At 58.7% G+C, this 13,255-nt stretch carries 13 protein-coding genes; 7 read left to right on the top strand and 6 right to left on the bottom strand.

The window, feature by feature from the left end; all coding sequences use genetic code 11:
- Positions 1-13: 13 nt before the first annotated feature.
- The 4 genes from FEZ62_RS08445 to glcD are packed head-to-tail and all read right to left on the bottom strand — an operon-like array spanning position 14 to position 4,199.
- Positions 14-415 carry a heme-binding protein gene (locus tag FEZ62_RS08445; protein WP_069899929.1) on the bottom strand — a complete coding sequence of 134 codons (402 nt, stop codon included), beginning with the start codon at positions 413-415 and terminating at the stop codon, positions 14-16.
- A gap of 9 nt (positions 416-424) precedes the next feature.
- Positions 425-1,642, bottom strand: a complete 1,218-nt coding sequence (glcF, locus tag FEZ62_RS08440; RefSeq protein WP_069899930.1) for a glycolate oxidase subunit GlcF — start codon at positions 1,640-1,642, stop codon at positions 425-427.
- A 2-nt stretch (positions 1,643-1,644) separates the two neighbouring features.
- The gene (glcE, locus tag FEZ62_RS08435) at positions 1,645-2,700 is read right to left on the bottom strand and encodes a glycolate oxidase subunit GlcE (protein ID WP_172927392.1); all 1,056 of its coding nucleotides are present in this window, start codon (positions 2,698-2,700) and stop codon (positions 1,645-1,647) included.
- Entirely contained in the window at positions 2,700-4,199 is a 1,500-nt protein-coding gene (glcD, locus tag FEZ62_RS08430; RefSeq protein ID WP_069899932.1) for a glycolate oxidase subunit GlcD, read from the bottom strand. Before glcD ends, glcE begins: the two co-directional genes overlap by 1 nt.
- A 254-nt stretch (positions 4,200-4,453) precedes the next feature.
- Here glcD and glcC point away from each other — a divergent pair, with 254 nt between their 5' ends.
- The 7 genes from glcC (at position 4,454) to FEZ62_RS08395 (ending at position 11,537) form a co-directional block, all read left to right on the top strand.
- Positions 4,454-5,227, top strand: coding sequence for a transcriptional regulator GlcC (gene glcC, locus FEZ62_RS08425; protein WP_069899933.1), 774 nt, complete (start codon positions 4,454-4,456; stop codon positions 5,225-5,227).
- A gap of 51 nt (positions 5,228-5,278) precedes the next feature.
- Positions 5,279-5,833 (top strand): chorismate lyase, encoded by a 555-nt coding sequence (locus FEZ62_RS08420; protein ID WP_090512327.1) that lies wholly within the window; start codon positions 5,279-5,281, stop codon positions 5,831-5,833.
- A gap of 116 nt (positions 5,834-5,949) precedes the next feature.
- Positions 5,950-6,840 (top strand): 4-hydroxybenzoate octaprenyltransferase, encoded by an 891-nt coding sequence (ubiA, locus tag FEZ62_RS08415; protein WP_172927391.1) that lies wholly within the window; start codon positions 5,950-5,952, stop codon positions 6,838-6,840.
- 92 nt (positions 6,841-6,932) lie between these two features.
- The gene (gene phoB, locus FEZ62_RS08410; RefSeq protein WP_069899936.1) at positions 6,933-7,622 is read left to right on the top strand and encodes a phosphate regulon transcriptional regulator PhoB; all 690 of its coding nucleotides are present in this window, start codon (positions 6,933-6,935) and stop codon (positions 7,620-7,622) included.
- A 113-nt stretch (positions 7,623-7,735) separates the two neighbouring features.
- Positions 7,736-9,043 carry a phosphate regulon sensor histidine kinase PhoR gene (gene phoR / locus FEZ62_RS08405; protein WP_069899937.1) on the top strand — a complete coding sequence of 436 codons (1,308 nt, stop codon included), beginning with the start codon at positions 7,736-7,738 and terminating at the stop codon, positions 9,041-9,043.
- 127 nt (positions 9,044-9,170) lie between these two features.
- Positions 9,171-10,511: a hemolysin family protein gene (locus FEZ62_RS08400; protein ID WP_090512335.1), complete on the top strand. Its 1,341-nt coding sequence runs from the start codon at positions 9,171-9,173 to the stop codon at positions 10,509-10,511.
- A 231-nt stretch (positions 10,512-10,742) separates the two neighbouring features.
- Positions 10,743-11,537, top strand: coding sequence for a hypothetical protein (locus FEZ62_RS08395; protein WP_069899939.1), 795 nt, complete (start codon positions 10,743-10,745; stop codon positions 11,535-11,537).
- Between the two features lie 78 nt (positions 11,538-11,615).
- Here the strand turns inward: FEZ62_RS08395 and FEZ62_RS08390 are convergent, their stop codons facing one another.
- Entirely contained in the window at positions 11,616-12,434 is an 819-nt protein-coding gene (locus FEZ62_RS08390; protein ID WP_242454932.1) for an ABC transporter ATP-binding protein, read from the bottom strand.
- Between the two features lie 5 nt (positions 12,435-12,439).
- Positions 12,440-13,243, bottom strand: a complete 804-nt coding sequence (locus FEZ62_RS08385; RefSeq protein WP_172927389.1) for an ABC transporter permease — start codon at positions 13,241-13,243, stop codon at positions 12,440-12,442.
- Between the last annotated feature and the right edge of the window lie 12 nt (positions 13,244-13,255).

Genomic DNA, 13,255 nt, shown 5'->3' with positions numbered 1-13,255 from the left:
TGCGAGCAGCGGCTTATGCCACGCTCGAAGCACCCGCCTTGGCAATCTGCGAGTCCTGATCGGCGCGAACGCCGGACACGCCCACGGCACCAACGATCTGGCCGTTTACAACAACCGGTACACCGCCTTCCAGCGAGGTCAGCAATGGCGCTGAAATGAACGCATTGCGACCGCCATTGACCATGTCTTCATAAATTTTCGATTCGCGGCGGCCCAGCGCAGAGGTGCGGGCTTTTTCCTGAGCGATGTAGGCACCGATTGGCGCGCAACCGTCGAGACGCTCCAACGCCAGCGGATGGCCACCGTCATCGACTACTGCAATGGCCACAGCCCAGTTGTTGGCTTCGGCCTCGGCACGTGCGGCGGCGATGATCTGGCTGGCTTCCTGTAGACCCAGTACGGCTTTGGTTTGCATGTAAATCTCCTAGTTCAGGGCTTCTTCGACCAGCTCGATCCAGTGGCGCACAGGCGTACGCCCGGCTCCGTCGAGGTGGGTCTGGCAACCGATATTGGCGGTGACGATAACCTCGGGCTTACCGCTTTCGAGGGCATTCATCTTGTTGTCACGCAGCTGCTTGGAAAGCTCTGGCTGGGTGATTGAATAGGTACCGGCAGAGCCGCAGCAAAGATGGCTGTCTGGCACTTGGGTAAGGCTGAAACCGAGCTTGCTGAGCACCGCCTCGACCTCGCCGCCCAGCTTCAGGGCGTGCTGCAAGGTGCATGGGCAATGGAACGCCAGGCGCTTGCCTGCCGTGCCGGTCAATGTCTCTAATGGCTCTTCACGCAGAACCTCGACCAGATCTTTGCTGAGGGCGCTGATACGCTCGGCTTTCTTCGCATACTCGCGGTCGTCCTTGAGCATGTGCGCGTAATCTTTGACGAATGCGCCGCAGCCACTGGCGGTCTGCACGATGGCTTCTGCGCCCGCTTCGACGGCTGGCCACCAGGCATCGATGTTGCGCCGCGCCCGCTGCAAACCAGCTTCCTGCGCGTTCAGATGATAGTCCACCGCGCCGCAGCAACCGGCCTGAGCAATAGGCTTGACGCTGATGCCCAGACGATCGAGAACCCGCGCAGTCGCCGCATTGGTATTAGGCGACAAACCGGGCTGCACACAGCCTTCGAGCATTAACACCTGACGTGCATGACGCATCTCAGGGCGGGGCTTGGCCGGGCGTACTTCACGCGGCAGCTTGTTCTTCAGGGCTTCGGGCAATACCGGCTTGAACACCTGGCCGAGCTGGGTCATGGCTTTGAACACGCCGGGGTTCGGCGTCATCATGCGCAGGCCTTCACGCAGCATGCGCTCACCCAACGGGCGCGGTACTGCGGCATCGACCACGGCGCGACCGATATCGAGCAGGTTGTGATACTGCACGCCCGACGGGCAGGTAGTTTCACAGTTGCGGCAGGTCAGGCAGCGGTCGAGATGCTGCTGAGTCTTGGCGGTAACTTCGTTGCCTTCGAGCACCTGCTTGATCAGATAGATACGCCCACGCGGGCCGTCCAGTTCGTCGCCAAGCAATTGATAGGTCGGGCACGTTGCGTTGCAAAAACCACAGTGCACGCAGGAGCGCAGAATGCTTTCTGCCTCGGCGGCGCGCGGCAGACGCTTGGCTTGTTCGCTTAGATTAGTCTGCATACTTAAACTTCCGAATACATACGCCCGGGGTTAAAAATCCCCTGCGGGTCGAGTTGCGCTTTGAGCTGCTGGTGATAACGCAGCAGTGGCGCTGCCAAAGGCTGGAACGGGCTGTCGCTGGCGCCCGCAGTGAAGCAAGTGGCATGGCCGCCAACCTTGCTCACGGCCGCGCGAATCGCCTGCGCGTCGGCATCAGACTTGAGCCAGCGCTGCGCGCCACCCCAGTCGAGCAACTGTTCACCTTCAAGTTCCAAAACCCCGGTGTTGTTCGGCACCGACAAACGCCACAACGTCTTGGCGCCTGCAAAGAACGGCAAACACTGCTCGTTCAGGTCACTCCAGAATGTGGCTGACAGCTCTTCACCGCCAATGCGCTCACGCGCCGCTGCAACCGAGCCCTCACCGCCCTCAAGACGCAAATACAGCGCGCTGCCGTCGTGACAGGCGGCGCTGATCGGCACCGGCTGCTGGCCCCATTCAGCCAGTTTCAGCAACGCGGTTTGAGTGTCCATTTCCACTCGCAGGCTCAGGCACTGGCGGGGTTTTGGCAGCACTTTGAGCGACACTTCGGTGAGCACTCCGAGGCAGCCGAAGCTACCGGACAGCAAACGCGACAGGTCGTAACCGGCGACGTTCTTCATCACTTCGCCGCCAAAGCGCAAATGCTTGCCGTGCCCGGTGATGACACGTGTACCCAATACATAATCACGCACCGAGCCCGCCCATGGCCGGCGCGGACCGGAAATACCGGCAGCCACCATGCCGCCGACCGTACCGCCTTCGGCAAAGTGCGGTGGCTCGCATGGCAGCATTTGCCCTGCTGCGTCCAGCGCCGCCTCAAGCTCTGCCAACGGCGTACCGGCGCGAGCGGTGATCACCAGCTCAGTCGGGTCGTAACTGACAATTCCGCTGTGGCTGCGCATGTCGAGCACTTCACCGCTTACCGGGCGGCCGAGAAATGCTTTGCTGTTGGTGCCTTGAATGCGCAATGTGCCCTGATTGTTAAGGGCATGATTAACCTGTTCCAGCAGCGCCTGGCTGGCATCGAAAGCAGACATCAAAAACGCTCCAGTTCAGGGAATGGCAGTTGGCCGTGGTGCACGTGCATCGAGCCGAACTCGGCGCAACGGTGCAAAGTCGGAATGTTCTTGCCGGGATTAAGCAGGCCACTCGGGTCGAAGGCGGCTTTTACGGCGTGGAACAAAGTCAGCTCATCACTGTTGAACTGCGCGCACATCTGATTGATCTTTTCACGGCCTACACCGTGCTCGCCGGTGATGCTGCCACCGACCTTGACGCACAATTCGAGAATCTTGCCGCCCACAGCTTCCGCACGCTCAAGCTCGCCTGGCTGGTTGGCATCAAACAGAATCAGCGGGTGCATGTTGCCGTCACCGGCGTGGAATACGTTGGCGACACGCAGGCCGTGCTCAGCGGAAATTTCGGCAATGCCTTTGAGAACGCCGGGTAATTCGCGGCGCGGAATGGTGCCGTCCATGCAGTAGTAGTCCGGCGAAATGCGCCCAACTGCCGGGAATGCGTTCTTGCGACCGGCCCAGAACTTGACGCGCTCGGCTTCATCTTTGGCTAGGCGCACTTCAGTCGCACCAGCCTTCTCAAGCACCAGACGCACACGCTCGCATTCGTCATGAACATCGGCTTCAACGCCATCGAGTTCACACAGCAGAATCGCTTCTGCCTCGACCGGATAACCGGCGCGGATAAAGTCTTCGGCGGCGCGAATCGCCAGATTGTCCATCATCTCCAGACCACCCGGAATGATGCCCGCGGCGATGATGTCGCCGACGGCGCGACCGGCCTTTTCAACCGAATCGAAGCTGGCCAGCAAAACCTTGGCAACCTGTGGTTTGGGCAACAGCTTGACGGTAACTTCGGTAACAATGCCGAGCATGCCTTCGGAGCCGGTGAACAGCGCCAGCAGGTCAAAGCCCGGCGAATCCAGCGCATCGCTGCCGAGCGTCATGCGCTCGCCTTCAACGGTGAGAATCTCCACCTTGAGCAGGTTATGCACGGTCAGGCCGTACTTCAGGCAGTGCACGCCACCCGCGTTCTCGGCAACGTTGCCGCCAATCGAACAGGCGATCTGCGACGACGGGTCCGGCGCGTAATACATGTCGTATGGGGCGGCCGCATTAGAAATCGCCAAATTGCGCACACCGGGCTGCACCCGCGCAAAACGACCTTGCGGATTAACTTCGAGAATTTTGTTGAAGCGCGCCATGACCAGCAGAATGCCCTGCTCCAATGGCAATGCACCGCCGGACAAACCAGTACCAGCGCCGCGTGCGACCACCGGGACTTGCCGCTTGTAGCAAAGCTTGAGCAAGGTTTCGACCTGCTCCAGGCGCTCGGGCAGCACCACCATCATCGGCGTGGTGCGATAGGCGGAAAGACCGTCACACTCGTAAGGTTTGAGGTCTTCCTGGGTGTGTAACACCTCAAGATCAGGCAGAGACTCACGTAGAGCACTGAGCAAAGCCGGTTTATCGACTTTGGGCAGCGCACCGTCGACTCGTTCGTCGTACAGAATGCTCATGGCAGGCTCGAATCAGGCAACGTTCATTTTTATTGCGCGCAGCAGACGTAGTGCAGCGTGCGGTATGCCAACATAAATAAGCCGATGAACCGCTGACGTCTACTCAAACACTTACTGGTCATACCAGTTTAAATTCAGCCATACTGCACAACAGGTGCCTGTATAGCCCATAATCAGCGGCCATAAAGAATGCGGCAAGACGAAACAGACAGGCTTGTATAAACTGGTACGACCAGTTGTAGGAAATTCAATAAATGACCGAAAACACACCTGCTGCTCGCCGTCAGGTCAGCGATGTCGTCGCTGAACGAATCGAGCGCCTGATCGTCGACGGTGTACTCAAGGCCGGCCAGCCCCTGCCCTCGGAAAGACGCCTGTGCGAGAAGCTGGGCATCTCGCGCTCAGCGCTGCGTGAAGGCCTTAAAGTGCTGCGCGGGCGCGGCATTATCGAAACGGCGCAAGGCCGCAACTCACGAATCTCCGACCTCAGCGGGCCGCGCGACAGCACACCGCTGATGCACCTGTTCAGCTCGCAACCGCGCACATTGTTCGACCTGCTGGAGGTGCGCGCATTGCTGGAAGCCGAGTCGGCACGCCTGGCAGCGCTGCGTGGCACCGATGCCGACTTTGTTTTGCTGACACGCTGTTATGAAGAAATGGTCGCCGCACACAGCCAACCAGTGCCCTTGGAGCCCAGCGAACACGCGCGGCTCGACCATGCCTTTCACCTGGCGATTTGCGACGCCTCACACAACCCGGTGCTGCTGTATACCCTGCAATCGCTTACCGACCTGATGCTCAACACGGTGTTTGCCTCGGTCAACAACCTCTATCACCGGCCGCTGCAAAAGCGCCAGATCGACCGCCAGCACTCGCGCCTTTATCACGCAATTATCGAGCGCTTGCCCGAGCAGGCGCAGCGGGCTGCCCGCGAACATATCCACAGCATCCGCGACAACCTGAAAGACATCGAACTCGAAGAACAGCGTCTGGTTCGGGCCACCATGCGCCTCGAAGGCTGGTCGTGAAGCGGCTGCGTGATAAACTCGCAGCCCGCCAAATTGCCGTGAAATAATCCCGTGCCCCACGCCGTATTAGCTCACCCGCCCCGCTGGCTAACCGCCAAACAACTGCAACCGGCCCCCAGCGCCGGCGTGCACAACTGGCTGTTTATCAATCAGGACTCGCTGACCCAGCGTCTGATTGGCTTGTCGGCGAACAATTTCAGCGTAGTGCCTTTGGATGAAGGCTGGCAGCGCCTGCGGGCCGATGAATGCAGCGCGCTGAATGTGCCGGAAGGCAGCCAGGGCTGGGTGCGCGAGGTGTACTTGCGCGGCCATGAACAACCCTGGGTATTTGCCCGCAGCGTTGCCGCACGCAGCGCCCTGCAAGGTTCCGGCTTTGATCTGGGCAAGCTCGGCAGCCGCTCGCTGGGTGAGCTGCTGTTCAGCAACCCGGCGTTTGATCGCGGCGAACTCCAGGCATGCCATTATCCGGCCGCCCACCTGCCGCCAGAGGTTCGCACCGAGCGGCTGTGGGCGCGGCGCTCGTGCTTTAGTCGCGGCGAACTGGCGGTGCTGGTGGCCGAGGTATTTCTGCCGGACTTCTGGCTCGCCGCGAAAGTCGACTGTTAACCCGCACACACCTCGCGCCTGTGGATAACTCGACTGCGCCACAGCGCCGGCATGTGTTCTACGATTGTGCGGCGCGCATCCGTATAATCCGCGCAACTCCCACGGAGACGCATTAGATGTATACCCGCCTGCTGCAATCGCTCAACCACCTGCACCCACGCGCCTGGGACTTTATCCAGCTGACGCGCATGGAAAAGCCCATCGGCATTTACCTGCTGCTGTGGCCAACACTCTGGGCCTTGTGGATTGCAGGCGACGGCAACCCGAGCGTAAAGAACGTGCTGATCTTCGTGGTCGGGGTGGTTCTGATGCGCGCCGCCGGCTGCGTGATCAATGATTACGCCGACCGCAATTTCGATGGCCACGTGAAACGCACACAGGCTCGGCCCTTGGCCAGCGGCAAGATCAAAGGCCGTGAGGCGCTGGTATTGTTTGCCGTGCTGGTGGCGTTGAGCTTCATATTGGTGTTGTTCACCAACGCCAATACCATTTGGCTGTCGTTCGGCGGGCTGGCACTCGCGGCCTGCTACCCCTTCATGAAGCGCTATACGTTTTATCCACAGGTGGTGCTGGGCGCGGCTTTTTCGTGGGGCATGCCGATGGCATTTACCGCCGAAACCGGCAGCGTGCCGCCCGCAGCGTGGCTGTTGTATATCGCCAACCTGCTGTGGACAGTGGGCTACGACACCTATTACGCGATGGCCGACCGCGAAGACGACCTGAAAATCGGGGTTAAATCGACCGCCATTCTGTTTGGCGATGCCGACCGCATCGTCATTCTGCTGCTGCAATCGCTGGCACTGCTTTGCCTGTTGATGGCGGGCGCACGTTTCGAGCTAGGCCTGTACTTCTATCTGGGCCTGATCGGCGCTGCTGGCTGCTTTATCTGGGAGTTCTGGAGCACCCGCAACCGCGAGCCGATGGTCTGTTTCAAAGCATTTTTGCACAACCATTGGGCCGGTTTAGCGATCTTTCTGGGCCTGGCTATCGACTACGCAATGCGCTGATTGCAGACAAAGCAACGTCACACTGTCATATCACTGCAATAATTCCGTTATCTAATGCGGCGCATGACAGTTTTAAGGACCGAGGCTTAACCATGGCTGGCAAGAGTATTCTGATCGTCGATGACGAAGCGCCAATCCGCGAAATGATCGCGGTTGCGCTGGAGATGGCAGGCTATGAATGCCTGGAAGCGGAAAACACCCAACAGGCGCACACGATCATCGTTGACCGTAAGCCCGACCTGATCTTGCTCGACTGGATGCTGCCCGGCACTTCGGGTATCGAGTTGGCGCGCCGCCTCAAGCGTGACGAGCTGACCGGCGACATCCCGATCATCATGCTCACGGCCAAAGGCGAGGAAGACAACAAGATCCAGGGTCTTGAAGTCGGCGCCGATGACTACATCACCAAACCGTTCTCGCCGCGCGAGCTGGTTGCACGGCTCAAGGCGGTATTGCGCCGCGCCGGCCCAAGCGACAGCGAAGGCCCGATCGAGATTGGCGGCCTGCTGCTCGACCCGGTCAGCCATCGCGTGACCATCGACGGCAAGCCTGCCGAAATGGGCCCGACCGAATACCGCCTGCTGCAATTTTTCATGACTCACCAGGAACGCGCCTATACCCGCGGCCAATTGCTGGATCAGGTTTGGGGTGGCAACGTCTACGTCGAGGAACGTACAGTTGATGTGCACATCCGCCGTCTGCGCAAAGCCCTCGGCGATGCCTATGAAAATCTGGTACAAACGGTACGCGGCACTGGCTACCGCTTTTCGACCAAGAGCTGAATCAGCGACAACCCTGTGCGCCGCCCTCAAGCGGCTGGCAGCAAGAATGGATGCTTACCGGGGCTACCGGTGAACTAACCGGCAATAAGGACTAATTGGCGGATGAGCTCTAAGTGAATCAAAACTGGCGTGCAATCATCATCCGACGCGTAATCCTGATCGTACTCGTCAGTTCACTGGTCGGCATGGTGACGGGCTATTACGCATGGTCCCTGCTCGCAGGCCTGAGCATTTACCTGTTCTGGAACCTCCGCCAACTGCTGCGCCTGCATGAATGGCTGAAGACCCAGCAAGGCGACGAAGCGCCGCCCGTGGGCTACGGCCTTTGGGGCGAAGTGTTCGACAGCATCTACCACCTGCAACGTCGCGACCAACGCGTGCGTGGCCGCCTGCAAGCGGTGATCGACCGGGTACAGGAATCCACCACCGCGCTTAAAGACGCCGTAGTGATGCTCGACAGCGATGGCAATCTGGATTGGTGGAACATTGCCGCCGAAACCCTGCTCGGGCTTAAAACTCCACAAGACAGCGGCCAGCCGATTACCAATCTGGTGCGTGATCCGCGCTTCAAGGAATACTTCGACGGCGAGAACTACGCCGAGCCGCTGGACCTGCCTTCGCCGGTCAATGACCGCCGCCGCTTGCAGTTCCATATCACCCAATACGGCAACCGTGAGCACTTGATGTTGGTGCGCGACGTGACCCGCCTGCACCAGCTGGAGCAGATGCGCAAAGACTTCGTCGCCAACGTATCGCATGAGTTGCGCACGCCACTGACGGTGATTTCCGGTTACCTCGAAACCTTGCTCGACAACGTGGACGCCATCAATCCGCGCTGGCTGCGGGCGCTGCAACAGATGCAGCAGCAAGGTGGGCGCATGCAGAATCTGCTCAATGACTTGCTCCTGCTGGCCAAGCTCGAGGCCACAGACTATCCGTCGGATAACGCGCCGGTGACGATCGACCTGATGCTGCTGTCGATCAAGAACGATGCGCAGGCCTTGTCGGCTGAGCGCCATCATCGCATCACGCTGGAGGCAGACCCGCATCTCAAGCTCAAAGGCAGCGAGGCCGAGTTGCGCAGTGCGTTTTCCAATCTGGTGTTCAATGCGGTCAAGTACACCCCGGACGAAGGCGAAATCCACATCCGCTGGTGGGGCGATGAGCGCGGCGCGCACATGGAGGTCAAAGACACGGGGCTGGGCATTGAGGCCAAACATTTGCCACGCCTGACCGAGCGTTTCTATCGGGTCGACTCCAGCCGCGCCAGCAACACAGGCGGCACCGGACTCGGTCTGGCGATTGTGAAGCACGTATTGCTGCGCCATCGCGGCACGCTCGACATCAGCAGCACGCAGGGCAAGGGCAGCACGTTCACCTGCCATTTCCCCAGCGCGCAGATGGTCCGGCGTAACCAATAGCCAACTGATGCGTCAGCAGGTGTCTGTAACGGTAAATCCGTTCAGGCATCTGACTTGCGCATCTGGCTCTTGAAAAGCCGGGCCAAAGCCCCCAATCTAATGTCCTCATTGGCCAACTGAAACCCTAATGGACCCCTCCTCTAGTTACTCTGCTGCATCCTACTTCGCCGATTTCGGGCTTGTTCTGTTCGCTATTTTTCTGGTGTTTCTCAACGGCTTCTTTGTTGCCGCCGAGTTCGCCATGGTCAAGCTACGCTCGACCAAAGTGGAAAGCCTTGCCGCCAAACACGGCTGGCGCGGGCACATTCTGCGCACCGTACACAATCAACTCGACGCTTATCTTTCTGCCTGCCAACTGGGTATTACCCTGGCATCGCTCGGCCTTGGCTGGGTCGGTGAGCCGGCGTTCGCGCACCTGATCGAGCCACTGCTTGGCAGCATCGGGATCGACTCGCCGAAGCTGGTCAGCGGTATCGCTTTCTTCACCGCCTTCTTCATTATTTCGTACCTGCACATCGTGGTCGGCGAGCTTGCGCCCAAGTCATGGGCCATCCGCAAACCCGAGCTGCTGTCGCTGTGGACAGCAGGACCGTTGTACCTGTTCTACTGGGCCATGTACCCGGCGATTTTCCTGCTCAACGCCAGCGCCAACGCGATTTTGCGGGTGGCCGGTCAGGGTGAACCCGGCCCGCATCACGACCATCACTACAGCCGCGATGAGCTGAAACTGATCCTCCACTCAAGCCGCGCCAGAGACCCCAACGATCAGGACATGCGTGTGCTGGCTTCGGCCGTCGAGCTGGGTGAACTGGAAGTGGTTGACTGGGCCAACTCACGTGAAGACCTGGTGCATATCGACCTGAAGGCGCCGCTGGATGAAGTGTTCTCGGTATTTCGCCGGCACAAATACAGCCGCTATCCGGTGTACGACAGCGAACGCGAAGACTATGTCGGCGTGCTGCATATCAAAGACTTGCTGCTGCACTTGTCGCTGCTGGAAATGCTCCCGTCGGCGCTGAATATCAGCGAGTTGATGCACCCGATCGAACGCGTCAGCCGGCATATGCCGCTGTCGAATCTGCTCGAACAGTTCCGTCAGGGTGGCTCGCACTTTGCGCTGGTCGAGGAAGCCGACGGCAAGGTTATCGCCTACCTGACCATGGAAGACGTGCTCGAAGCACTGGTCGGCGACATTCAGGATGAACACCGCAAAACCGAGCGCGGCATCGTCGCCTATCAGCCAGGCAAATTGTTGGTACGCGGCGATACACCGCTGTTCAAGATTGAACGCCTGCTCGGCATCGACCTAGACCACCTCGACGCAGAAACGCTGGCCGGCCTGATCTACGAAACCCTCAAGCGCATGCCAGAGGAAGAAGAAGTGATCGAAAGCGATGGCTTGCGCATCATCGTTAAGAAAATGAAAGGGCCGAAGATAATCCTCGCCAAAGTCCTCAAAGTCGACTGATAACAAAGGCGCTGAGCCTTTGTCAGAACCGCAACTTCCTGCCTGTGAACTAAGTGCTGTCTGGCCTCAACAGCACTTTAGTTCAGACTTTTTCCGACACTCATTCTGAAAGAGTCTAATCTGAACTAATCATTGAAAGCGCCCAAAGCCCAAGCTAATTTGTGGGCAGTTAACGCTTGATCCGTGCACTGGAATTGCGAATTTTTGACTGGAAACAAAAGGACTCACGCGATGATTACGAGGCTCAAATACCCCCTTGCTGCCGCTGCTTTAGCGCTTTCTCAAGGCGCGCTTTCAGCAGAAGAGACCACCGACTCCGCCGCGCAAGCGAACAACCCGCTCGCCAATATGACGGCATTCAACCTGCAGAACTACTATATCGGCGAACTTACCGAATCGGATAAGTCAGCCGACCAGTTCTGGTTTCGCTACGCCAAGCCCTTCAGCGTTGGTGAAAGCAATTGGTTGTTGCGTGCCTCGTTACCGATCAACAGTTTCCCGTCTGCAACCAGCAGTGGTCGCACCACAGGTATTGGTGACCTGAACCTGTTTGCCGCCTACCTGATCGACACTGGCGATCCTGCTGTCAGCTTTGGTGTGGGCCCACAATTGACCGCGCGCACCGCAACCGATGACGAACTCGGCAGTGAGAAGTGGTCAGGGGGTTTGGTTAACGTGCTGTTCAATGCCAGCTCGCCCAAATTTCAATACGGCTACTTGTTGTCGTGGCAACAAAGCTTCGCCGGCAATGAAAGTCGCGAGGACGTGAATATAGCGGCGTTCCAGCCATTCGCCTTCTACCAACTCGGCGGCGGCACGTACCTGCGGGCGGCGCCGATCTGGACCTATAACATCGAGAACGACAACTACAGCGTGCCGCTGGGTCTCGGTATCGGCCAGGTATTCAAGCAGAAGAAAACGGTCTACAACTTTTTCATCGAGCCACAGGTATCAGTTGCCGACAGAGGGCCTGGCCAGCCTGAATGGCAAGTTTTCATGAGCCTGAACCTGCAATTTCTTGACTGATAACAGCCATCGGGCGACTCGGGTTATCCACAGCCAGCACGTAGCTGCGGATAACCCGACACGCAGTCTTGCTATAACTTAATGCGCCTCTTGCAGATCATCGTGAAGTAACCCGAGGATCTGGCGCTTCATGCGGATAAAATCCGGTTCCATGACCATGTCCATGGTCCGTGGCCGCTCGATAGGCACATCGAGGATTTCCTTGATCCGCCCCGGCCGGGCGCCCATCACATACACCCGATCGCCCAGTAGCACAGCCTCGTCGATATCGTGCGTGACGAACACCACTGTCTTTTTGCTGTGCTCCCAAATGCGCAGCAGCAATTGCTGCATCTGCATGCGGGTTTGGCTGTCGAGCGCACCGAATGGTTCGTCCATCAGCAAAATTTGCGGATCATTGGCCAGCGCACGGGCAATTGCCACACGCTGCATCATCCCGCCCGACAGTTGCTTTGGATAGTTATCGGCAAAGTTATTAAGGCCGACTTCATTGAGATAGAAATCAACAATTTCCTTGCGCTCGGCAGCGGCAATCCGTTTGCGCTTGAGGCCAAATTCAATGTTCTCGCGCACGGTCAGCCACGGGAACAGAGTGTAACTCTGGAACACCATGCCGCGATCTGCACCGGGCCCGTCGACCTTGGCGCCGCCCACATAGATTTCACCGTCACTCGGTTCAGCAAGACCGGCGGTGAGATACAACAGGCTGGACTTGCCGCAACCGGACGGCCCGACGATGACCGCAAACTGCTGATCCGGCACCTCGAAAGAGACATTTTCCAGCGCGCTGAACGTACTGCCCGACGGCGTGCGATAGCGCAGGCTGACGTTGTCTACACGCAGTCGCGCGGGCGCTGTATCCGGCGCTGTGAGCGAGGTAGGAAGTTCGAGTTGCATCGCTGCTACTGAGCCCATGACGCCACCTTCAATCGGAGAATTCGGAACAGTTGATCGGTCATCAGACCGAGCAAACCAATAATCGCAATCGCCAGGAAAATTACATCCACCTGGAAGCCGCGCATGGCCTTGAGGCTGATGTAGCCAAGGCCACTGGATGCGGCTACCAGTTCGGCCACCACCAGATACGTCCAGGCCCAGCCCATGGTCACGCGCAGGGTGTCGAGCACGCCTGGCAACGATGCCGGGCCCAAGACATGCAGGACCACATCACGACGGCTCGCGCCGAGGGTGTAGCTGGCGTTGAGCAGGTCTTTGGAAATGCCTTTGGACACGTCGGCAATCATCACCAGTTGCTGGAAGAACACACCGAAGATAATCACCGTGACACGCTGCTCAAGACCGATGCCGATCCACAAGATAAACAGCGGCACGAATGAGGTCACTGGCAAGTAACGGATAAAGTTGACCAGCGGCTCAAGCACCGCCTGAACAATACGGAAGCTGCCCATCAGCAACCCCAGCGGTACAGCGACCAGCGATGAAACAACAAAGCCGATAACCACCACTTCAACACTGGCGAACACATGCTTGCCCAGCGTGCCATCACTCGCGAGGCGTACACCGGCGTTGATTACATCGCCGGGCGTTGGCAGGAACATGCTCGGCACCATGCCGCCATAAGAAAGAATCGCCCACAGACCAAACACCACAATCCAGCAGAGTGCGCCGGCGGCAAGGGTGAGTTTATGCGGCAGATCGACCTTGGGCGTCAGGCAGCGCTGCACCCAGGATTTTTGCGTGGCCATTGCGCCACCTCC

Source organism: Pseudomonas sp. MS19 (assembly GCF_013277615.1).
Lineage (GTDB): Bacteria > Pseudomonadota > Gammaproteobacteria > Pseudomonadales > Pseudomonadaceae > Aquipseudomonas > Aquipseudomonas marincola.
Note: the sequence above shows the minus strand (reverse complement) of the source record. Positions and strands in the feature narration are given on the sequence as shown.

Coding starts and splice junctions, on each gene's coding strand:
- glcF (WP_069899930.1), bottom strand. CDS start 1,642: ATGCAGACTAATCTAAGCGAACAAGCCAAGCGTCTGCCGCGCGCCGCC.
- glcD (WP_069899932.1), bottom strand. CDS start 4,199: ATGAGCATTCTGTACGACGAACGAGTCGACGGTGCGCTGCCCAAAGTC.
- FEZ62_RS08390 (WP_242454932.1), bottom strand. CDS start 12,434: ATGCAACTCGAACTTCCTACCTCGCTCACAGCGCCGGATACAGCGCCC.
- FEZ62_RS08385 (WP_172927389.1), bottom strand. CDS start 13,243: ATGGCCACGCAAAAATCCTGGGTGCAGCGCTGCCTGACGCCCAAGGTC.
- FEZ62_RS08395 (WP_069899939.1), top strand. CDS start 10,743: ATGATTACGAGGCTCAAATACCCCCTTGCTGCCGCTGCTTTAGCGCTT.
- phoB (WP_069899936.1), top strand. CDS start 6,933: ATGGCTGGCAAGAGTATTCTGATCGTCGATGACGAAGCGCCAATCCGC.
- FEZ62_RS08445 (WP_069899929.1), bottom strand. CDS start 415: ATGCAAACCAAAGCCGTACTGGGTCTACAGGAAGCCAGCCAGATCATC.
- FEZ62_RS08400 (WP_090512335.1), top strand. CDS start 9,171: ATGGACCCCTCCTCTAGTTACTCTGCTGCATCCTACTTCGCCGATTTC.
- ubiA (WP_172927391.1), top strand. CDS start 5,950: ATGTATACCCGCCTGCTGCAATCGCTCAACCACCTGCACCCACGCGCC.
- glcC (WP_069899933.1), top strand. CDS start 4,454: ATGACCGAAAACACACCTGCTGCTCGCCGTCAGGTCAGCGATGTCGTC.
- glcE (WP_172927392.1), bottom strand. CDS start 2,700: ATGTCTGCTTTCGATGCCAGCCAGGCGCTGCTGGAACAGGTTAATCAT.